Raw genomic sequence first — 22124 nt, 5'->3', positions numbered from 1 at the left:
ATTCCCGGCATTTTTCTTTACGCTCTACAATGAATGGCGCAGGGCGCAGCTGACAATCACTTCGTCTGTGTGCAGATCCCGCACCTGGCACTGGGTATCTGTCATCAGGCCGTAAGAGGCTCGTCCGCCGTTACGCGGGATGGTGGTGGACCCCGGGTTGAAATGCAGAATACCCTCCTTGTATTCCGCCACGGCAATGTGGGTATGGCCGTACACGAAACCGTCACCGGCTAGCAATTTGGGCAGTTTATCCGGCCCGTAGACATGACCATGGGTCAGAAACAGCCGCATCTGCGGCAGGATCACCTGTTGATAGGCGGCAGTAATGGGAAAGTCCAGCAGCATCTGATCCACTTCGCTGTCGCAGTTTCCGCGCACCGCAATAATACGATCGGCATAGTGATTCAGGTACTCGGCCAGCTGCGCCGGGGCATAGCCTTCCGGGATCGCGTTGCGCGGGCCGTGGTTGAGAATATCGCCCAGCAGCACCAGATAACGGGCGCCGGATTGCTCAAATTTGTCGAGCATGGCTTGGGTGGCAGTGAGTGAACCGTGCAGATCGGAGGCAAAAAACAGTGTCATGACAAAGGGCCGGAAAGGAACTCAGGGGCTCAATATAACGCTGGAATATCCCTTTGCAAGGGCTTTGCAGGTTATTAACTCTAACCCATTGATAAGCCGTTTTAATTTGGCACGATTGCCATTTTGGTAAATAAAAAAGCTATTCACCACTGAGCGCTCACTGCGTTCGCTACACAAAGGACACGAAGGAAAAACGACAGACTTATTTGGGCCTTTCTCTGTGGCCCTCTGCGAGCTCGGTGGTGTAGGGCTATTGCTTTGAAATGCTGCTTACCACAGAGCACTCACTGCGTTCGCTCCACAGAGGACACTGAGGAAAAACCAAAGTTAGAAAAGCTCTGAGTGTTTGCTTATCTCTTGCTGTTCTTCGTGGTCTCTGTGTTCTTCGTGGTTATTCGTCTTTAAGCCAGTCTTTAATTCAGACCAATAAAAACGCCCTCGAGTGAGGGCGTTTAGCTTAACTGAAATGTGTACGATTACGGCGTGTAATAGGTGGCAGCACCCGGGCCGACCGGGAAGCCCAGCGCAAATACCCAGATAAAGAAGAAACTCACCCAGCCGACGAAGAACACTAAGGTGTATGGCAGCATGGTGGCGATCAGGGTGCCTATGCCGAGGTCTTTCTTATAGCGGCAGGCTACTGCGAGGATAAGACCGAAGTAACTCATCATCGGGGTGATCAGGTTAGTGACTGAGTCACCGATACGGTAGGCCGCCTGAATGGTTTCCGGCGCATAGCCAATCAGCATCAGCATGGGCACAAAAATCGGCGCGGTAATCGCCCACTGCGCCGAGGCGCTGCCCAGTGACAGGTTGATCACGCCACACATGGCAATAAACAGTACAAACACCAGCGGGCCTGTCAGACCTATGGCTTGCAGCGCATCAGCACCGGCAACCGCCATCACAGCGCCCAGATTGGTCCAGGAAAAAAAGGCGACAAACTGGGAAGCAAAGAACACCAGCACGATATACATGCCCATGGTACTCATGCTTTCAGACATGGCGTTAATCACGTCCTTGTCGTTCTTCATGACGCCAATGGCCTTGCCGTATACCAGACCGGGAATGGCGAAACCGATAAAGATAAAGGCGACTATTCCTTTAAGGAAGGGAGAACCTGCTACATCGCCGGTTACCTGATTACGCAGAGGCGCACCCTCAGGAACCACCAGTATGGCCAGTACCAGCGCGACAGCCAGGGTAGTCCAGCCTGCCTTTTTCAGTGCGCGCCTTTCTTCTGGTGTGACGGTTTCCATTTTCTGGGCTGCCAGGTCGATGGAAGCTTCCTGTGGGTCATATTTGCCCAGGTTGGGTTCCACAATTCTCTCGGTGACAAAGGTACCCAGAATGGTGATAAGGAAGGTGGAGACGAACATGAAGTACCAGTTCACCTCAGGGCCGACAGTGTAGCTGGGGTCAATCATCCGCGCCGCCGCTTCAGTGATGCCCGACAGCAGCGGGTCTACCGTGCCCAGCAACAGGTTGGCGCTGTAACCACCGGAGACCCCGGCAAACGCAGCGGCAAGGCCGGCCAACGGATGACGGCCAAGGGAGTGGAAGATCATCGCCGCCATGGGGATCAGTACCACATAGCCCAGTTCTGACGCCGTATTGGAAACGATACCGGCAAATACGATCACCAGCGTGACCAGACGCTTGGAGGCGCCAATCACCAGCAGACGCATGGCGGCAGACAGCAAACCGGAACGCTCGGCAATACCGACGCCCATCAAAGCCACCAGTACCGTGCCCAGCGGGGCGAAGCCGGTAAAGTTGGTGACCAGATTGGAGACGATAAGGCGCAGACCTTCGCCATTCATCAGGCTGACGACATGGATAAGTCCATCTGCACCGCGTCCTGAGGCGCCTTCTGGACGTGGGTCGACCACCGACAGTCCGAAATAGCCTGCGATACCTGAAATCAGAATAACGCCCACACAGAACAGGGCGAACAGAGTGATGGGATGTGGCAGCAGATTGCCCAGGCGCTCGACGACATTGAGAAACTTGATAAACCAACCTTTTTTGCTCAGGTCGGCAGGCGAATGCACCCCTGGGGTGCCCGCCTGTTCGGAGGGTAAACTCATGCTGATTCCTTTACTTCTACTTCTAATAATTATTTTCAGAACAGGCTAACGCGCTGCCGTTAATGCTTCCTTAACTGGCGGTATGCTCCCCCTGCATGTTGAGCGGTTCATCCTGTTCAGTGCGACTCATCATACTGACTCACTTGGGGGGGATAAAGCGATAAAGTTAAATTTTTTAGATATTTAACTCAAAAAATGTGTCAAGCATGAATTTTCTATAATTATTTTGCTGAAAATTAGCGGTTTTTTCTTGATGCCAGTGTCATACTGGTTAATAAATACCGTATTGATGACATCTTTAATCTCAATTAATCAATGGGTTATATCCATTTTTTCGCTGCAGAAATGGCTTGTTGCTGACTATTGGACAGCAGCCTTAAATTACCAGGCGAGAGTTGTAAAAGTGCTTGTTCAACAATGGATTATGAGATTTTGTCAGGTCGGTTATTTGTGTTGCTGTATAAAAAATCACAACTGCTCGAAGTGCTAAAAAGAGCAGGTGCAAACGGAGAATGGAATTGAAACTGGCTGGTACAGGGATGCTACTGATATTACTGCCGTGGTCGCCATTGCTGGCGGATGATGGGGGCAATAAACCCAGAATTGTCGCCCGCTATTCCGAGCAGGGGATCAGCAAAGAGCAGGATAAAGTCAGGGTATACCGGCATTTAAAAGCTGATGGCCGGGTGGTTTTCAGTGATAAACCACCGATAGAGGGGGAGTTTGATATCCTGCTGTATGATTGTTTCGCCTGTCAGCCGGAGTCCAAACTCGATTGGCACCGAATGGCGCTGGAAACCCACAGATATGCCCGCGCCATCGACAAGGCTGCCAAAGCTCATCAATTGGATAGCGCCTTAATCCGGGCTGTTATCCATGCTGAATCCAACTTCAATCCCCATGCCCTGTCACGCCGGGGAGCCATGGGGCTGATGCAACTGATGCCTCCGACGGCCAAAGAACTGGGCATCAGCAATGCCTTTGAGGCCGATGCCAATATTTTTGGGGGCAGCGCTTATCTGTCGAAAATGCTGGCCCGTTTCAATGGCGATTTGGACTTTGCCCTGGCCGCTTATAACGCCGGGCCGACCAGTGTGGATGAATACCAGGGAGTCCCGCCCTTTGCAGAAACCCGCGCCTATGTGGAGCGGGTTAAAATACTGCTTAAGCGATATCGGGATGAAATCTAAGGTGCGACGGCCTGCGGCCTTCTAGGGCTCGTTTCACTCACTAAGAGAGCGGCTGCGCCCTCGCTGGGAACTTGTTCCCGTTCTTGCAGCAAAGCGTCCTCGAAGAGCCGAAGGCTCGCTCAGCTTCTTTGCTTACTCGCCCACTTCCCACTCGACTCTGGTAAAGCCGTTACCGCGGTTGAATTTGCCATCCAAGTACGCCAGTGTCTCTTTGGCCTGCTCATCCAGCTGCCAGGGCGGATTGATTACCCACAGTCCGGCGGCTGTCATGCCTTTCTCGTTGGTGTCTGCTGAGATGCCCTGTTCAATCCGCAATTGACGGCGAATGCCTGAAGCTTTGAGGCGATTAAACATGGCCTCGGTACGTTCACGCTCCACTACCGGATACCAGATCATGTATATACCAGTGGCAAAACGCTTATAGGCATCAATGACAGCATCGGCCACATCCAGATAGTCAGATTTGATCTCATAGCTGGGGTCGATCAGAATAAGGCCTCGACGCTCAATCGGCGGTACAGCGGCAATCAACCCTGCCAAACCATCTTTGTTCAGCACCTTCACCTGACGGTCACCGGCAAATCCCTGAAACAGTGTTTGAAAGTCAGTGCTGTGCAGCTCGTGTAATACCATGCGGTCTTTCTCCCGCAGAGTCATATCCACAAACGCGGGGGAGCCGGGGTAATAATCCAGATCATCAGATTCGGTGTTGAAGGCATTCACCGCTTCAACATATTCAAGTAACGGCTCAGGCAGATCCGTTTGATCCCAGATTTTTGCCACACCGTCCAGATATTCACCTGTTTTCTGGGCGAACTCATCTTGCAGGCTGTAGCCACCGGCACCGGCGTGGGTGTCGATATACACATAAGGCTTGTTTTTCTTTTGCAGTGATTTGATGGCCTGCAGCAGCATGGTGTGCTTGAGCACGTCGGCATAGTTACCGGCGTGGTAGCCGTGGCGATAACTGAGCATCTGAGTGGATCCCGGGAAAATGAAATTGGCGGGATTATACCTGATCCAGGCTCGCGGCGGCCATGTCGGACATTACGGCCGGCGTTAACTTCCTCAGGCATGCCACGCAAGACAATGGCATAATAGCGCCAGAAACTGACCACTGAATGATTGCCGTGAGCCAACACATCTTCTTCGACCTATCTGATAGCCGCATCTGCGAGATATGCGCAAGCCAGCAACTGATCTTTGATGCAGATGCGCTGTTTGAACTGGTGTTTGACAGCGACTGCCTGACACTGAAAAAACGCGATGAACCCAAACTGGGGGGGATTTTTGTGGATTTTGTCTCCGGCGCAGTGGCTCACAGGCGTAAATTCGGTGGTGGCAGAGGGCAGGCGATCGCCAAGGCAGTCGGTCTCAAGCAAGGCGAAAGTCCTTCGGTAGTGGACGGTACCGCTGGTTTGGGGCGTGATGCGTTCGTGCTGGCGAGCCTGGGCTGCAATGTCACTATGGTTGAGCGTCACCCTGTGGTGGCGGCGTTGCTGGAAGATGGTCTGCGCCGGGCTTATGAGGATGCTGAAATCGGTGCCTGGATGCGTGAGCGTATGTCCATGGTGCACGCTTCCAGTCTTGAAGCCTTACCGGCTTTGGGGCTGGCGCCGGATGTGGTGTATCTCGATCCTATGTATCCCCACAGAGAAAAGTCAGCGCTGGTGAAAAAGGAAATGCGGGTGTTCCAGTCCTTGGTCGGCGCCGATCTTGATGCCGATGGTTTGCTGGCTCCTGCATTGATGCTGGCGGGCAAGCGGGTGGTGGTCAAGCGCCCTGATTACGCCGAGGACCTCGACGGCGTGAAGCCAAGCACGGTCATTGCCACCAAGAAAAACCGCTTCGATGTCTATGTCAAAGCTGCGATGAAGTCTGCTTAAGCATATAAACGCCCCTTCCCTGAGTCATTTGTCGCTAAGCCCTTACACAGGCCTTAGCGGCCGGTAGTCGTCTCATGAACAGAGACCGCCTCATTGTGAGAAAGGGGGCTGTGGTCTTATGCTTGGTCTATTTTTATAATTAATTTCAGTTTGTTACGCATTACCTGTTGCTTGTATAGACAAGTGGTGGAATGACCTATTGTTGTGGATTGTGGCGCTGTTTGTACTGGGGGCGCGCTGCTTTCACTCTGCTTAGCGTCTGCCTTTATTTTCCTGCTTCGCTGTTTACCACTTCGATTATCCCCACAAACGAGTGGTATTTGCACGCGCCATTTCCCGCTATGCTGGGGTCATAACCAAGCTGTGGTTGTAACCAAGATAAGGGAGTATTTCCATGATTGCGCAAGGTGATAAATTACCCGCTGCCGTACTCAGTGAATTGACTGACGAAGGCATGCAGAATCTTAATACCCAGGAACTGTTTGCCGGAAAAACAGTAGTGCTGTTTGCCGTGCCCGGCGCTTTTACCCCGACCTGCTCTGAAGCGCACTTGCCCGGTTATGTGGTGCTGGCGGACCAAATCAAAGCCAAAGGCGTGGATATGATTGCCTGCGTCGCGGTGAATGATGCGTTTGTGATGCGAGCCTGGGGGAAAGTGCACAACGCCAGCGAAATCCGCATGCTTGCCGATGGCGATGCCAGTTTTACCAAAGCACTTGGGCTGGAAATGAATACCGGCAGTTTTGGTGGCATTCGCTCAGTGCGTTACGCCATGATCATCCGCGATGGCGTAGTCGAAAAACTCAATATCGAACAGGCCAAGAGTTTTGAAGTCAGCAAAGCCGAATACGTGCTGAATCAACTGTAAAGCTCAACTTATAAAAAACGCCTCGATATCGAGGCGTTACTCTATTAGCCGTTCACTCTTGGCTTTTTCATCAACCATACCTGAGCGCGCAGACCGCCTTCCGGGCGGTTGGTGAGTACGACTTTACCTTTATGAATATCGACAATACGTTTGATGATGGCAAGGCCCAGGCCTGAACCAACGCTGCCGCGGGCGGTGTCGCCACGGGTGAAGGGCTGAAACAGGGTTTCTATTTGGCCTGGATCTATGCCCGGGCCGTTATCTTCCACGCAAAATCCCACCCGGTCGGGCAGATGCTGGGTACTCAGGCGCAGCCAGCCGTTGCCGTAGCGCAGGGCGTTTTCCACCAGATTGCTGACTACCCGCTTGATGGCGATAGGTGCCATGGGGACTTCCGGACAGTCTACCAGCGTCACTTCGATATTGTCGCAGCGGGTCGTCTCTGCCTGGGCCACTTCCTGAATGATGCGGTTGATTTGATCCGGCTGCAGGTTGGGCTTTTGATCCCGGCGAATGTAGGCGATGAACTGATCTATGATGGCGTCCATATCCTCGATGTCGTTGATGATGCCTTCTTTGAGGTACTCATCCTCTTTAACCATCATTTCAGAGGCGAGACGAATGCGGGTCAGCGGTGTGCGCAGATCGTGTGAGATGCCGGCCATCAGCAAGGCTCTGTCCTGCTCCAGCTGGTGCATGCTGTGGGACATCTGATTGAAGGCGTTGGTCACCTCAATAATCTCTGTCGATCCCTTCAGTGGCAATGGTGGCGGGAAGTTACCGCTGGACACTGCAATCGCGGCTTTCTCCAGCGACTTCAGCGGACGGTTTTGCTGCCGCGCAAACAGCCAGCCGCCGACGACACTCAAGGCACCAATGACAACCAGATACAGGGTGAGGGGGGAGAGTTCGTATTCATTGAAACTGGACAGGGTGACCCGGATCCACACATTGGGCTCCTGCGGCGGGCGGATCCAGATAAAGAAGTGTTTACCCTGCTCGACTCTGACCTCGGAATCACCGCCCAGGTATTCTGACATTTGTGCCGACAGGGTGCTGTAGTAACGGGCGCGATCGACGCCTGAGTCCTTGGCCTGTTGCAGGTTATAAACCTGCATATCATCCTGACGGATCTTGCTGTTAAGGGCATCAACCACGGTCAGATTGTCGCGGTCGATCTCTACGCCGTCATAGAACAGGAAGTTCACCTGGTGGGCGATCAGCTGGTTAATCTGTTGATAGGTGGGCCTGATAAAGTAGTAGGCCACAGTCACATAAGAAACGATTTGATTAATCAGCAGCAGGCAGGCTATCAGCAGAAAAATCTGACTGAAGGCGCTGCGCGGCAGAAACTGACGCCACCACTTTCCCATCATTTACGGGCGCTGCCGTCGGGCACGAATACATAGCCCAGACCCCATACGGTTTGTATATACCTTGGGCTGGCAGGATCTTTTTCAATTAACCGGCGCAGGCGTGATACCTGCACATCGATGGAGCGCTCCAGTGCCGAATAGTCACGGCCACGGGCCAGATTCATCAGTTTGTCGCGGGACAGTGGTTCTCTGGGGTGAGACACCAGTACCTTGAGCACGGCGAATTCGCCACTGGTCAGTGCGATGGCTTCATCCCCTTTGCTCATTTCCCGGGTGGCCAGATTCAGACTGAATTCGCCAAAGGAGATAACTTCCTCCTGCTGAGAAGGGGCTCCGGGGACCTCCTGTACCTGACGGCGCATCACCGCCTTGATGCGTGCCAGCAGCTCGCGTGGATTAAAGGGTTTGGGCAAGTAATCATCGGCGCCCAGCTCCAGCCCGATAATGCGGTCCACCTCGTCGCCTTTGGCGGTGAGCATGATGATGGGCAGTTGGCTGCCCTGTTGGCGCAGACGGCGGCATATCGATAGCCCATCTTCACCGGGTAACATCAGATCCAGTACCAGCAAGTGGAAATTTTCCCGCTCCAGCAGACGGTCCATCTGCTCGGCATTACCGGCAGCCCTGACCTGATACCCCTGCTCGACCAGATAGCGCTCCAACAGTGCGCGCAGACGCATGTCATCATCCACAACCAGAATTTTTGAGGTTTCTTGTCCCATGGGATTTTCCGTTACTTACTGATTTCAGGCACTTATATCAGGCTACTATAGCGGGAATGGCAGGCGCAAAACAGCGTTTGCAGGTCAATGACACGCCATTGTCACATACCGATATAACATCGGCGATTTATCCATTTGATTTGAAAAGACTATCAGCGCATTTCGCGGGAGCTGAAAATTGTAACCAAGTCTTTGATGGCCGCTGTTTCGCCTGTGGTTGGCTATCGAAGCCATAAACGACCAAAGCCGAAGTTTTGGCTGGCAGCCGCAATGGCGTTAACTGTGCTGCTGCCCGGCTATTGGGCAGCAGTGGTGTCAGGGTTCTGTTGGCGATGTGCCAATGGGCGCAGCTGGGGTTCAGGCAGGCTTTGCTCTGGTTTTGAACAAGGCCAGCAGCGGAATAAGCACCAGATAAGACACAAAGATAAATCCAAAGGTGTAGACAAACGCCAGCATGGTGGATTGTTCGTGCAGCTGCTGGGTTATCCAGGCGATGAAATCCGGGTTGGTAATCTGGGTGTGTTTCAGGGCCGCTGCTTGCTGCAGCAATGGATTCTCCGGCGTTAAGCCTGCTCCCAGGTTGTGCCAGTTGGCCTGTTCACTGCGGCTGAAGTAGGTATTCACGATGGAGATACCAAAAGAGCCACCTATGGTGCGGCACAGATTGAATACTACTGCGCCGCCAACCGTATCCTGTTTGCTGAGAGTGGCATAGGCCAGCTGGCTCAAAGGCGCGAACACCAGTCCCATACCCGCACCCTGTATGATACTGGGCAGTACCATCCAGACGATATTCACATTCAGCGAATACTGAGTCATATACCAGGTGCCGGCGGCATTCAATGACAGGCCTATCAGGATCAGCAGTCTGGCATCGATCCTGTCCATAAAGCGCGACATGATGAGCAGCACTATGGCTGACGTCAGCCCTCGGGGTGCCATCAAAAACCCAGTAGTTTCAACCGGATAGTTCATCAGCTGCTCCATCATCATGGGTTGCAGCTGGGTAATGCCGAACATGCCCATGGAGAAGCAGGCCATGATCAAACAGGACACCGCCAGGTTTCGGTCTTTAAGCAGCCACATAGGTGCAATATCGCCCTTGGTCATAAAGGAACGTGCGACAAAGAACACGATGGCGATGGCTGAGATAATGGCGGAGAACAGGATCAGATTGTCGCTGAACCAGCCGGATTCGTTGCCCCGGTCCAGCACCATCTGCAGCAGACCAATACCTATGGCCATACCGATCACCAGCGGCCAGTCGACAGAGGTTTCACCGCGGCCATCCAGTTTCACAAAGAAGTGCAGCAGGGTCAGGCACAGTATGCCAACCGGCATGTTGACGTAGAAGATCCAGCGCCAGTCCATATATTCAGTGATGATGCCGCCTACCGTTGGGCCAAGGATAGGCCCCAGCAACACGCCGACGCTGAACAACGCCATAGCCTTGCCTCTTTGCTCCGGCGGAAATATCTGCACCATGATGGATTGCGACAGGGGGATCACTGAGGCCCCAAAGGCGCCCTGCATCACCCTGAAGGTGACCATTTCCGCCAGAGAGTCGGCCTGACCACACAGGGCTGAGGTGGTGATGAATCCGGCAACGGAGATCAGCAGCAGATTGCGGATACCGAATCTGAGCGACAGATAGCTGGCCAGCGGAATAAATATCGCTTCAGCCATGGAATAGGAGGTGAGCACCCAAGTGATCTGCTCGGAGGTGACGCCCAGGGCTCCCATCATATGTGGCAAAGCCACATTGGCGATGGTCATATCCAGCAACACCATCACGGCTGACAGCATGACTGCCAGCACTATCATCAGGCGCGCATTGCCCTGAATGGGCGCGTTGTCTGTCATTGAGCGCTGGCTCCGCTGGCCGGAGCAGTCAGCGTGTCAACGGTAACTGTGGCACTGGCACCAACACGCAGTGCTGGCTCATCCGGCGTTTTTTCAATGCTGACACTGACCGGGAATCGCTGAGGTACTTTAACCCAGTTGCCGGTGGCATTTTCAGGAGGTAACAGTGAGAAAGAGGAGCCACTGGCGGGAGAAATGGCGATGACCTTGCCCTGATAGGTCACATCCGGGTACATATCCAGCACGATATTGGCAGTCATTCCGGGCTTGAGCCGGCCGACGGCGGTTTCTTTGTAGTTGGCTTCAACCCAGAAGGTATTGTCTTCTACCAAAGGCATCATAGCCGTTCCCGGTGCCACCACACTGCCGGGACGTACACTGACTTTCCCCAGGTTGCCGGCATGGGGCGCGCTGATGTGGGTGTAGGACAGATCCAGCGTGGCCTTGGAAAGCGCCGCCGCAGCCTGTTTGACCTGAGGCGCTTCATCACCCTTGGCCCCCTGTTGGGTGATCAGTTGCGACATTTTGGCCCGTGCGGCCTCTACTCCGGTCTGGGCGGCAGCCAGTTGTGCCTTGATGTCATCCCCCTGTTGGGCGGGTAACAGCCCTTTGGCGACCAAATCCATGGTGCGGCGGAAATTCATCTGTACATCAGTTAATTGAGCCACGGCACTGTTAACATTGGCACTGGCGGCAAGAATGGCATCATCGGTGGCTTTGTTGGCCTGAGTGGCAACTTCGTAGGCGGCTTTGGCCTGTTCATAAGCCGCCTGATAAGGTGCAGGGTTGATGGCAACCAACAGATCCCCGGCATTAACGTGTTGATAATTCTCTACAGTCACCTGAATCACTTCACCGCTGATCTGCGGCGCGACATACAGCACATTGGCATGTACATAGGCGTCTTCTGTGCTGGGATACTCTTGCTGATGCTTGATATAGAAGTAACCGGCGGTAACCAGTAAGACGGCAAGGATGGCCAGTACCATGAGGTTTCGGGCGAATTTGGAACCGGTTTGGGTCATCGGATACCCCTGAAGTGCGTAGAGAATATGTTGGCAGGAATATTTGAAAATAGCAGAAGAGTGTTACCTAAGAGATTAAGGCTGACTTAAAAATAGTTTAAGGTGTTTGTCGCTGTTTTTATTTTGATTTGCAGCATCCGGTGCAGAAGCCACGACAGGTAAACAGAGCAAAGGTTCATCTTTGTGATCGCAAAAGGTGAGCGCACCTGAGTTTTTCCCGCTGCGCCCTGCAGATCCCTGTGTTGACTCACAGTTACGGCCCCGGAGGCTGGGGTGGGTTATCCGGCCGGAGTATACTGCCGGGCGAATTTGAGTCTCTGTTGGAACCACCCGCATGTTCAAACCGCTTTGCCGTATCGGCATGTTGACCTTTGCCTTGTCTGTATCCTCCGTATCCTGGGCTGCGCTGACCGGAATGAAACCCATGCCTGTGGACAATGCGCCACTGGGTTACCTGATCCACAATCCTTACGAGAATGCGCCGTTGACGGCTCTGGTGACCCTCAATGGTCACAAAATCTCCGATGTGGAAGTGACTGTGCATGCCAGGGGCGAAGTGGGGGTGCCAATACATTATCAGGTGTCTGATATCCGGGTGATGGATGAAGGCGGAGTGCCGGTATTTGGCCTGTATCCTGACTATCTCAATACCTTTACCGTCAGCTGGACCGAGCAGGGTGAGCGTAAATCCCACGACTATAAGATGATGACCCCGGATGTGGATCTGGGCTTCTCTGAATCCCAATGGGCCAAGGCACCTTTGGTGAAGGTGGAGCATGTAGACCCTGAGTTCAAAGACCGTCTGTACTTCCTGAACTGGAGTAACCCGGACGGCAAGGCATCGCCCTTGATGCACAATAACCCGGATGCCCCCGGCGCGTTTTCCTGGGATGGCAAACCCGGATTTTTCATTATTGATACCGCCGGTGATATCCGCTGGTACATGAATCCCAATACCACCCATAACGCCAAGAACTACGATGATGCCGGTTATGCCATGGGCATGAACATCACCAAAGACGGCAATATGGTGTGGGTGCAGGGCCAAAGCTGGAAGCAGATGACCCTGATGGGGCGGATGATCGCTTCCCACAGTCTGCCAGGCAATTTTATCGATGCATCCCATGAAGGTATTCAGGTGGAAAACGGCAATTACCTGCTGCGGGTTGCCGCCAAAGATTATCGCCGCGCCGATGGCAAGCTGGTCAACACGGTACGTGACCATATCATTGAAGTGGATGCTACTGGCAAGCTGGTGGACTACTGGGATCTGAACGAGATCCTCGATCCTATGCGCGATGCGGCGCTGTTGTCGCTGGATGCCGGCGCCGTGTGTCTGAATATCGATCTTAAGCAGGCGGGTAAGATCTCCTCAGAAGCTGAGCTGCGCAACGCCCCCTATGGTGATATTCACGGTGTGGAAACTGGCCGCAACTGGGCCCATGTCAACTCCATCGACTATGACCCCAAAGACGACAGCATTATTATCAGCTCGCGCCATCAGTCGGCGGTGATCAAGATTGGTCGCGACAAGCAAGTGAAGTGGATTTTGAGTCCTTCCATGGGCTGGAAAGGCGAGCTGGCAGGCAAGCTGCTGACCCCGGTGGATGCCAAAGGCAAGCCGATCACCTGCACCGCTCGCGGTTTCTGTGCCGGCAGTGATTTTGATTTCGTCTATACCCCGCACACCGCCTATAAGGTGGATGAGAAAGGCACCTGGACGGTATTCGACAATGGTGATGGCCGTCATCTGGCGCAGCCTATGTTCCCAACCGGTAAGTATTCCCGCGCCGTGGAGTACAAGATCGATGAAGACAGGATGACAGTGCAGCAGATCTGGCAATACGGTAAAGATGAGCTGGGCTATGAAGGTTACTCACCTGTTACCTCAATTGTGAAGTATCAGGCCGACAAGGACAGTGTGCTGAGTTACTTCGCTTCAGCTGGACTGTTCGGCCTGGGCGGCGGCTATGGCAACATGAAACTGGATGACACCACGGGTAAAGTGCACTCGATTCTGGTGGAGCACAAATACGGCGAGCAGCAGCCAGCAGTACGCATCAATATCGACAGCCATGATATGTTCGCCACCGGCTATCGCGCCCAGGTGATCCGCCCATCCGAGATGCTGAAGTAACGGCCAGTCAAAGGATGAGTGGTGTCTGATAACCAGACAGGAATGAACATTGAGGAAAATGAAGAATACGAGGAAACACAAATACGCAGATATTGGTTTTCTCTCCCTCTGACCCTCAATAGTTTCTTGGTGAAGTGAAATGCTTCGTGGTCAGTTGCTTATTTTAAACCAGAGCGCCCTGTTTTACAGGGCGCTTTTCTTTGGGGAATAACTGATATCAGCGGGCTTGTTAGTGCAGCTCTACTGGGCCTTAAGCCTGCTTGTATATACGACCATCTTTCATCACGAAGCTGACCTTTTCCAGCAGGCTGATGTTATCCAGCGGATTGCCTTTTACGCCGACAATATCGGCCAGAAAGCCTTCGCGGATCTGGCCGATATCCTGCTGTTTCATCAGCTCGGCGCTGTTGATGGTGGCGGCCTGAATAGCCTGCAGCGGCGTCATGCCAAAGGTGACCATGCGGGAGAACTGCTTGCCATTGTCGCCGTGGGGATAAATCGCAGCATCTGAGCCAAATACCATGTTGGCTCCCGCCTTAACCGCCTTGCGGAAACTGTCGCGCTGGGCCTGGGACACCTGCTTTTCCTTGTTGATGTTTTCTTCCGGCACGCCATTAGCCGCGCCATAGGCCAGGGTGTACTCAGTGTTGTAGATATCGCAGGACAGGTAAGTACCGTGTTTCAGCGCCAGTTGAATGGCTTCTTCATCCATAAAGCTGCAATGCTCTATGCTGTCGATACCGGCGCGGATAGCATCCTTGATACCGCTGGTGCCGTGGGCGTGGGCGGCGATCACCATGCCACGCATATGGGCTTCTTCGGCGGCGGCTTTCATCTCTTCCAGAGTGTATTGCTGAATGCCGACCTTGGTGCCTTTGGAAAATACCCCGCCGGTGACACAAATCTTGATAGTGTTGGCACCGTACTTAATGTTTTCCCTCACTTTTTCCCGCACGGCCCAGGGGCCATCGGCAACTCCGCCGGATGTGGCGTGCCTTTCTGGGGCACTGAAATTGTCGTCGCAGTGACCGCCTGTGATGGAGATGGAGTGGCCTGCGGCCCAAATGCGCGGACCAACAATATCGCCGCGGTTGATGCCTTCCATCACCCCGATCACACTGTAGCCATCGGCCCCCAGATTACGCACTGTGGTAAAGCCAGCTTCCAGCGTTTTGCGGGCATTGCTTACCGCAATGACAGTTTGCAGAGGTACAGAGTAGTTTTGCGCCTCAAGGAAGTTATCTTCGGCATTGCTGCTCAGATGCACATGCATATCCATCAGCCCGGGCAGCAGGGTGATGCCGGGGAGTGATTGCACCCGGGCGTCTGCCGGAATGGCAAGTTGCCCCTGCTTGCCGATTTGCAGGATGCGGTTGTCTTCAATGATGATGGCCGGATTGGCGATCAGTTTGCCGGTTTTCACATCCAGATAGGCGTCGGCAGTCAGGACGCTGGTGGCAGCCTGAGCCGAAAAGCCCGCCATGAATACCAGTGGTGTCAGCAGGGGAAGCAGGGGTTTCATTGATATGCCCAATTTTGTTAATAGTTTGTGTTTGAGCATAGGCCAAAGATGGGCGACGGAGAAGTTGTTGTCTGTTACAGAATATATAAAAAAGACCAGCACTTAAGTGCCGGCCAAGGGGCAGGGCGCAGGTTTGAGCCGCCACTCAGTTGGACATGGCCATATCCAACTTGCCCATAGATACACCTTTAATTTGGGCCCAGACAGTTGTGCCCACCTGCAGGGCCAGCTCGTCACAGGCCCAGGGGGTGATATTGGCCCAGAGTTCATCCTGTCCCAGGGCGATTTTCAGCTGAATCTGCTGGCCATCATCCGCCGGATACAGCTCTTTGATTGTCCCTTTCAGCTGATTACGTATGCTGCTCTGGTGTGGCGGCGCTATGCAGATGGACACATGACTTGCCTGAATGCGGACTTTCAGCCGATCACTGGCAGACTGGGTCACATCACCATTGACCCAGAGCTGATTGCCATCGTCCAGTACCAGCCGGGTCATGGCATAGTCAGGGTGGCGGCCGGCGATGCGCGCGCTGAGCAGCGAACTCAGCTCTTTGGCCGGCAACCAGGGGCGCATCTGTTCACTGTTCCATACCTGAGCCAGTGGTCCCTGAGCGATCACCTGTCCCTGACTGAGTACCAGCATATGGTCGGCCAGCTGCAGTATTTCATCCAGGCTGTGGCTGACATAGATGATGGGCAGGTGCATCTCCCGGGCAAGATTTTGCAGGTAGGGGATAAGCTCGCGTTTACGGGGTAAATCCAGCGAGGCCAGCGGCTCATCCATCAGCAGCATGGTGGGCTTGGTCAGCAGCGCCCGGCCGATGGCAACCCGCTGCTTTTCGCCGCCGGACAGAGTAATGGGGTAGCGCTCCAGCAGATGCGCGATGCCCAGCAACTCGATGACTCTGGTAAACAGCTCAGGATCTTTGTGCTTTACCCCATAGTTGAGATTGCCTCTGACTTTGTAGTGCGGGAACAGCCGGGCTTCCTGAAACACATAGCCTATGCCACGCTGCTCCGGCGGCAAATTAACCTTGCCCTGCTGAAACAATATCTGTCCGCCCAGTTTGAGAATGCCTGCATCCGGCGTGGACAGGCCGCCGAGAATATTCACCAGTGAGGTTTTGCCGGCGCCGGAGCGGCCGAAAATGGCCGTGACGCCGCTCATCGGCAGGTTAGCATTGACACTCAGGCGCATATCGCCCAGCTGCTTTTCAATATTAATGGTCAACATGCGCTTGCCACTCTTTGCTGGGCTTTTTGGGTCAGGTATTGGGAGGCCACCAGTGACGCCAGGGCCACCACCACAGAGATAATACACAGGCGCATGGCCTGATATTCGGCCCCGGGTGTTTCGATGAAACTGAACATCGCCAGCGGTATGGTGCGGGTTTCGCCGGGAATATTGGAGACGAAAGTGATGGTCGAGCCAAACTCTCCCAGGCTGCGGGCAAACGCGATAATCATACCGGAGACGATACCGGGGGCTGTCAGTGGCAGGGTGATGGTGAAAAATACCCGCCAGCGATTGCTGCCCAGGGTACGGGCAGCCTGCTCAAGGCGGATATCCACCGCCTCGAACGATTGACGTATGGCTCTGACCATCAACGGAAAGGAGACTACCGCTGCCGCCAGCGCGGCTCCGCGCCAGCTGAAGCTGAAACTGATACCAAACCATTGGTACAGCCAGTGACCGATTGCACCCTGGCGTCCCATGGTGACCAGCAGCAGGTAGCCCACTACCACCGGGGGCAGTACCAGCGGCAGGTGGATGATGCTGTCAAACACAGGTTTGCCGGGAAATTCGACCCGGGCCAGCAACCAGGCACAGAAAATTCCCAGCGGCAGACTGCCAAGCACGGCGATGGATGAGACCTTAAGACTCAGCATCAGGGCGGCAATTTCATAGTCAGTTAACACTGCATCAGTCTCTTACTTAGTGACTAACCTGAAAACCGTAACGTTCAAATACCGCTCTGGCCTGTTTGGCCTGCAGGTAGTCATAGAAGGCTTTTGCCTGGCTGTTTTGCGGTGTTACCAGTGCCATGGGGTACTCAATAGGGTCATGGCTGGCAGCGGGAAATGTGGCGACAACTTTGACATTGGCGGCAACTTTGGCATCTGTACCATAAACGATCCCCAGTTGTGATTCGCCGCGCTCAACCAGTGCCAGTGCGCCGCGCACATTGTTGGCCCGTGCCAGCAGGGGTTCCGCCTGTTGCCATAATCCCAGGCTCTTCAGGGCTTCCATGGCATACCGACCGGCAGGCACATGGTCCGGATCGCCCACTGCCAGACGGGTGTTATCCAGTGACGTTTTGATATCCCAGTCGGGCGTCAGCGGCACGTGTTCAATCGGGCTGGATTTGGGCGCGATCAGCACCAGGGTATTTTTCAGCAGAGTCACCCGGTTGGCCGCATTGACCACTTTCTCATCCACCAGATAGTTCATCCATTTCTGATTGGCAGACAGGTAAATGTCGGCTGGCGCCCCCTCGGCTATCTGTCTGGCCAGAGTGGAGGAAGAGGCAAATGACAATACGGTCTCGGTATCGTGGGCTTTGTCATACTCCCGGGCAATATCCGTCAGGGCATTGTTAAGCGAGGCCGCGGCAAAGACGGTAATCTTTTCTTTGGCAAAGGCTGGACTCATGCTCAGCACGAGACCCATGAGGGTGACAGAGGTGAATTTCAACAGGGACTTAAAGGGTTTATTGGGCATTTGGAGTTATCTCCCCAGAGGAATGTGAAGCGATATATACATTGGTATATATCGTTCAGGCAAAGTGGATATCGTTTATCGTGATCCACCCCGCGCTTTGGGTGGTCATTTTCGGCCCGCAGTTATCGGAGGCATTTGTCGATTGGTATTCCCGCGGGAATGGAGGAAAATAGTGTTACTTTCATAACTCCCTGGTCATCATGGATTTAACCGCCCAACTGTCACTGACGTTAAATGACAAAGCCTTTGCCAATCCAAGGCGTATCGCCCTGCTCAGGCAGATTGCCCATACCGGCTCGCTCAGTCAGGGGGCCAAATTGGCCGGGATCAGTTACAAGGCGGCCTGGGATGCCGTCAATGATATGAACACCGCCATGTCGCAGCCTGTGGTGCTCAGCGAAAAGGGCGGCAAAGGTGGCGGTGGCGCCAGGCTGACTGAATTTGGCGAGCGACTGCTGCAGGTTTACTCGCTCACCGAGCAGGTGCAGACCATGGCCTTGTCAGCGCTGCTCGATGAGTCCGTGTCCATGAATACCCTGCTGGATCTGATGGCACACTTTTCCCTGAAAACCAGCGCCCGCAATCAGCTCACCGGTGTTATCAGCCGGATTGAGAGTCGCGGCATCAATGATCTGGTGTGGATCACCTTATCCGGTGGTCAGCAGGTCAGGGTGTCAGTCACCCATGCCAGTTGTGAGCAACTGGCACTGGCACTTAATAAGCCGGTATTGCTGCTGTTCAAAGCGCCCAATGTGGTGCTTGAGGATATTGCTGCAGCGTCGACCCAGGACAGCCGTAACCTGTTGACCGGGAAGCTGGTCGCCGTGACCTCCCAGGGGGACAAAACCGAACTCACCCTTGATATTGGAGGGGGAGATATGGTCTATTCCGTGATGAATACCGACAGGGCACAGCCCTGGATTGAGGGGCACTGCTATCAGGCCTGCTTCCTCGCCAGTCAAACCATTATCGCCAGTATGAATTGATTTTACGCCATGAAAAAAGCCCATCTGATTACCCGAGCCGGCTGGCAAACTCTTGATCGCGAATTGAAATATCTGTGGAAAGAGTACCGTCCTGAAATCACCAAAAAAGTGCAGGAAGCGGCGGCCCAGGGGGATCGCTCCGAGAATGCCGATTACACCTATAACAAGCGCCTGCTACGACAGATCGACAGCCGGGTGCGCTATCTGGTGAAGCGCCTGGAAGAGCTGAAAATTGTCGATTACGACCCACAGCAGGAAGGCAAAATCTTTTTCGGCGCCTGGTTTGAGCTGGAAAACGAAGAGGGTGAGGTGGTGCGTTACCGCATCGTCGGCAAAGATGAGCTGGATACCAAGCTGGGCTATATCACCATCGACTCGCCCATGGCCCGGGCGCTGATCGGCAAGCAGGTTGACGATGAGGTCAGCGTGCAGACGCCATCAGGGATGAAATACTGGTATGTCAACGCTATCCGTTATCAACCCTTCGATGACGCTGAATAAATGCTGTCTGGCTCAGAGAATGGCGTCAGAGTTCACCACAATTCTGCCGCTGTGTTATCTTGGCCGGAGCTTCTTTTTGAATCCCACTGATTATCAGATATCGACATTATGCAGAATATTGCCCGGATTATTGCTCAGGAACTGAATGTTCGTGAGCAGCAGGTGAATGCCACTATTGGCTTGCTGGATGAAGGCGCGACCGTGCCTTTTATTGCCCGTTACCGCAAGGAAGTGACAGGAGGCCTGGACGATACCCAGCTGCGTAACCTGTTCAGCCGTCTTGGTTACCTGCGTGAACTGAATGATCGCCGCGCGGTGATCCTCTCCAGCATTGAGGCGCAGGGTAAACTGACCCCTGAACTGAACGCCGCCATCAACAGTGCTGACTCCAAGACCCGTCTGGAAGATCTGTATCTGCCTTACAAGCCCAAGCGCCGTACCAAAGGCCAAATCGCCATTGAAGCGGGTATTGAGCCATTGGCGGACATGCTGCTGGCTGACAGAAGCCTGCCACTGGAAGCCCGGGCCGCGGAGTTTATCAATAACGATGCCGGTTTTGCCGACAGCAAAGCGGTACTGGATGGCGCCCGCTACATTCTGATGGAGCGCTTTGCCGAAGATGCCGAGCTTATCCGCAAGGTGCGTGAGCAGCTTGAAGGACAGGCGCAACTGGTCAGTAAAGTGATGGCCGGTAAAGAGAAAGAAGGCGCCAAATTCCGCGACTACTTTGAACATCACGAAGCCATCACCAAGGTGCCTTCTCACCGGGCGCTGGCGATGCTGCGTGGCCGCAACGAAGGTATTCTCAGCCTGTCGCTGGATGCCGATCCCGGCTCAGAGGCCAGTGGCAGCGTGTGTGAGCAGACCATTATCGACCACCTGAAACTCAATCTGGGTGCTGGCGAGGTTGATCAGTGGCTGCGCACTGTGGTGACTTCCACCTGGCGCATCAAGATTGCGCTGCAGATGGAAACTGAATTTATTGCCCGCATGCGTGAGCAGGCTGAAGATGAGGCCATCAAGGTGTTTGCCCGTAATCTGGGTGACCTGCTGATGGCGCCGCCTGCAGGTGCCAAGGCGACCATGGGGCTGGATCCGGGTCTGCGTACCGGCGTGAAAGTGGCCGTAGTGGACAATACCGGCAAGCTGGTGGCACACACCACTATCTTCCCCCATGCACCGCAAAACCAGTGGGAAAAATCGGTACGCACTCTCGCCAATCTGGTGAAAATGCACAAGGTTGAGCTGGTGGCCATCGGCAATGGCACTGCCTCGCGGGAAACCGATAAGCTAGCGGCTGAGTTGCTCACTTATGTGAAAGATGTCGCGCCGAACCTGACCAAGGTAATGGTGTCTGAAGCCGGGGCGTCCGTCTATTCCGCTTCTGAGCTGGCGGCTGCCGAGTTCCCGGATCTGGATGTGAGCCTGCGTGGTGCGGTATCCATTGCCCGTCGTTTGCAGGACCCGCTGGCGGAGCTGGTGAAAATCGAACCCAAGTCCATCGGTGTGGGTCAGTATCAGCATGATGTCAGCCAGAGCCAGCTGTCGTCCTCGCTGGAAGCCGTGGTGGAAGACTGCGTAAACCGCGTGGGTGTGGATGTAAACATGGCCTCTGCGCCGCTACTGGCGCAGGTGGCGGGTCTGAACAAGACACTGGCCAAGAATGTGGTGGATTACCGCGATGCCAATGGCCGCTTCAATACCCGCAAAGAATTGCTGAAAGTCTCCCGTCTCGGCCCCAAGGCCTATGAGCAGGCGGCAGGCTTTTTGCGTATCAGTGGCGGCAGCAATCCGCTGGACACCTCAGCCGTGCACCCTGAAGCCTATTCCCTGGTGGAAGGCATTGCCGCCGCCAAAGGCGTTCCTGTGGAGGCATTGATTGGTAATACCGAGCTGCTGCGCAGCCTGAATGCGGCTGACTTCACCACTGATGCCTTTGGTCTGCCGACCGTGACTGACATTCTGGCCGAGCTGGATAAGCCGGGTCGTGACCCCCGTGGCGAGTTCAAGACCGCCAGGTTCAAAGATGGGGTAGAAGATCTTAAGGATCTGAAGGTGGAGATGATCCTCGAAGGTGTGGTGACCAATGTGACCAACTTCGGTGCCTTTGTGGATATCGGCGTGCATCAGGATGGCCTGGTACACATTTCCTCGCTGACTGACAAGTTTGTGTCGGATCCGCACACAGTGGTGAAAGCCGGTGATGTGGTGAAAGTGAAAGTGATGGAAGTGGATGTGGAGCGCCGTCGCATCGGTTTGTCGATGCGACTGGAGGAGAAGCCACAGCCTCAGGGACACAAGCCTGCACATAAAGCTCAGACGAATAAACCCCAGACGAATAAAGCCGCCGGTCACAAGGGCGGCCAGAAGTCCGGTAATCGTCCGCAGGCGAATCAGCCGATCAACGCTGCCATGGGCAACGCCTTTGCAGATGCTTTCGCCAAGTTGAAGAAATAACGTCAGTATTGGTACGTACATATAAATCCCCGCAATTTGCGGGGATTTTTTTTAACTCTTGCTCGCATTGAGGTGAAACCAATGTTAAAAAGCACCGTCAAATCATAACTATAACAATAACCATCCGACGATATCGGACGGTCTTTTTCGGGTAACCAAATTGACGATAACAATAACAACAAATGCGACACCCCCGG

17 protein-coding genes and 1 pseudogene are annotated in these 22124 nt (G+C 54.1%); 7 read left to right on the top strand and 11 right to left on the bottom strand.

Annotation, left to right across the window (positions count from 1 at the left end; genetic code table 11):
- Positions 1-24: 24 nt before the first annotated feature.
- Complete coding sequence (gene yfcE / locus ACRRUX_RS04185) at positions 25-582, bottom strand: phosphodiesterase (RefSeq protein ID WP_432527479.1); 558 nt, start codon at positions 580-582, stop codon at positions 25-27.
- A 476-nt stretch (positions 583-1058) separates the two neighbouring features.
- Positions 1059-2672, bottom strand: coding sequence for an AbgT family transporter (locus ACRRUX_RS04180; RefSeq protein WP_432527477.1), 1614 nt, complete (start codon positions 2670-2672; stop codon positions 1059-1061).
- A gap of 539 nt (positions 2673-3211) precedes the next feature.
- On the opposite strand from ACRRUX_RS04180, the gene ACRRUX_RS04175 reads away from it, so the two are divergent.
- Positions 3212-3862 (top strand): lytic transglycosylase domain-containing protein, encoded by a 651-nt coding sequence (locus ACRRUX_RS04175; protein WP_432527845.1) that lies wholly within the window; start codon positions 3212-3214, stop codon positions 3860-3862.
- 132 nt (positions 3863-3994) lie between these two features.
- Here ACRRUX_RS04175 and ACRRUX_RS04170 read toward each other — a convergent pair whose 3' ends face one another.
- Entirely contained in the window at positions 3995-4837 is an 843-nt protein-coding gene (locus ACRRUX_RS04170; RefSeq protein ID WP_432527475.1) for a 23S rRNA (adenine(2030)-N(6))-methyltransferase RlmJ, read from the bottom strand.
- A gap of 200 nt (positions 4838-5037) precedes the next feature.
- Between ACRRUX_RS04170 and ACRRUX_RS04165 the strand changes: the two are divergent.
- Together ACRRUX_RS04165 and ACRRUX_RS04160 are read left to right on the top strand one after the other, a co-directional pair.
- A pseudogene (locus ACRRUX_RS04165) lies at positions 5038-5748 on the top strand (class I SAM-dependent methyltransferase); the annotation flags it as partial.
- Positions 5749-6142: 394 nt separating this feature from the next.
- On the top strand, positions 6143-6616 hold the full coding sequence (locus ACRRUX_RS04160) for a peroxiredoxin (protein ID WP_432527473.1): 474 nt from the start codon (positions 6143-6145) through the stop codon (positions 6614-6616).
- 44 nt (positions 6617-6660) lie between these two features.
- On the opposite strand, the gene envZ is transcribed toward ACRRUX_RS04160, so the two are convergent.
- The 4 genes from envZ to ACRRUX_RS04140 all read right to left on the bottom strand — a co-directional run bounded on the left by envZ (position 6661) and on the right by ACRRUX_RS04140 (position 11602).
- Positions 6661-7992 (bottom strand): two-component system sensor histidine kinase EnvZ, encoded by a 1332-nt coding sequence (gene envZ, locus ACRRUX_RS04155; RefSeq protein WP_432527471.1) that lies wholly within the window; start codon positions 7990-7992, stop codon positions 6661-6663.
- Entirely contained in the window at positions 7989-8714 is a 726-nt protein-coding gene (gene ompR / locus ACRRUX_RS04150) for an osmolarity response regulator transcription factor OmpR (RefSeq protein WP_432527469.1), read from the bottom strand. The genes envZ and ompR overlap by 4 nt, the downstream gene beginning before the upstream one ends.
- Positions 8715-9071: 357 nt before the next feature.
- Positions 9072-10577 (bottom strand): DHA2 family efflux MFS transporter permease subunit, encoded by a 1506-nt coding sequence (locus tag ACRRUX_RS04145; RefSeq protein ID WP_432527467.1) that lies wholly within the window; start codon positions 10575-10577, stop codon positions 9072-9074.
- Positions 10574-11602, bottom strand: a complete 1029-nt coding sequence (locus tag ACRRUX_RS04140; protein ID WP_432527465.1) for an efflux RND transporter periplasmic adaptor subunit — start codon at positions 11600-11602, stop codon at positions 10574-10576. The genes ACRRUX_RS04145 and ACRRUX_RS04140 overlap by 4 nt, the downstream gene beginning before the upstream one ends.
- 334 nt (positions 11603-11936) lie before the next feature.
- Between ACRRUX_RS04140 and ACRRUX_RS04135 the strand changes: the two genes are divergently transcribed.
- A complete protein-coding gene (locus ACRRUX_RS04135; protein ID WP_432527463.1) occupies positions 11937-13739 on the top strand; it encodes an aryl-sulfate sulfotransferase in 1803 nt (600 codons plus the stop codon).
- 250 nt (positions 13740-13989) lie between these two features.
- On the opposite strand, the gene ACRRUX_RS04130 is transcribed toward ACRRUX_RS04135, so the two are convergent.
- The 4 genes from ACRRUX_RS04130 to modA form a co-directional block, all read right to left on the bottom strand.
- Complete coding sequence (locus ACRRUX_RS04130; RefSeq protein WP_432527461.1) at positions 13990-15261, bottom strand: amidohydrolase family protein; 1272 nt, start codon at positions 15259-15261, stop codon at positions 13990-13992.
- 145 nt (positions 15262-15406) lie between these two features.
- A complete protein-coding gene (gene modC, locus ACRRUX_RS04125) occupies positions 15407-16495 on the bottom strand; it encodes a molybdenum ABC transporter ATP-binding protein ModC (RefSeq protein WP_432527459.1) in 1089 nt (362 codons plus the stop codon).
- On the bottom strand, positions 16489-17181 hold the full coding sequence (gene modB, locus ACRRUX_RS04120; RefSeq protein ID WP_432527457.1) for a molybdate ABC transporter permease subunit: 693 nt from the start codon (positions 17179-17181) through the stop codon (positions 16489-16491). The genes modC and modB overlap by 7 nt, the downstream gene beginning before the upstream one ends.
- A gap of 16 nt (positions 17182-17197) precedes the next feature.
- A complete protein-coding gene (modA, locus tag ACRRUX_RS04115) occupies positions 17198-17983 on the bottom strand; it encodes a molybdate ABC transporter substrate-binding protein (RefSeq protein ID WP_432527455.1) in 786 nt (261 codons plus the stop codon).
- A 200-nt stretch (positions 17984-18183) separates the two neighbouring features.
- Here modA and ACRRUX_RS04110 point away from each other — a divergent pair, with 200 nt between their 5' ends.
- From ACRRUX_RS04110 to ACRRUX_RS04100, 3 genes are all read left to right on the top strand, one after another.
- A complete protein-coding gene (locus tag ACRRUX_RS04110; RefSeq protein WP_432527453.1) occupies positions 18184-18969 on the top strand; it encodes a TOBE domain-containing protein in 786 nt (261 codons plus the stop codon).
- 9 nt (positions 18970-18978) lie between these two features.
- A complete protein-coding gene (gene greB, locus ACRRUX_RS04105; RefSeq protein WP_432527451.1) occupies positions 18979-19470 on the top strand; it encodes a transcription elongation factor GreB in 492 nt (163 codons plus the stop codon).
- Between the two features lie 108 nt (positions 19471-19578).
- Entirely contained in the window at positions 19579-21927 is a 2349-nt protein-coding gene (locus tag ACRRUX_RS04100) for a Tex family protein (RefSeq protein WP_432527449.1), read from the top strand.
- Positions 21928-22124 lie beyond the last annotated feature (197 nt).

The sequence above is a fragment of the Shewanella sp. GXUN23E genome (assembly GCF_050865035.1).
GTDB lineage: Bacteria > Pseudomonadota > Gammaproteobacteria > Enterobacterales > Shewanellaceae > Shewanella.
Note: the sequence above shows the minus strand (reverse complement) of the source record. Positions and strands in the feature narration are given on the sequence as shown.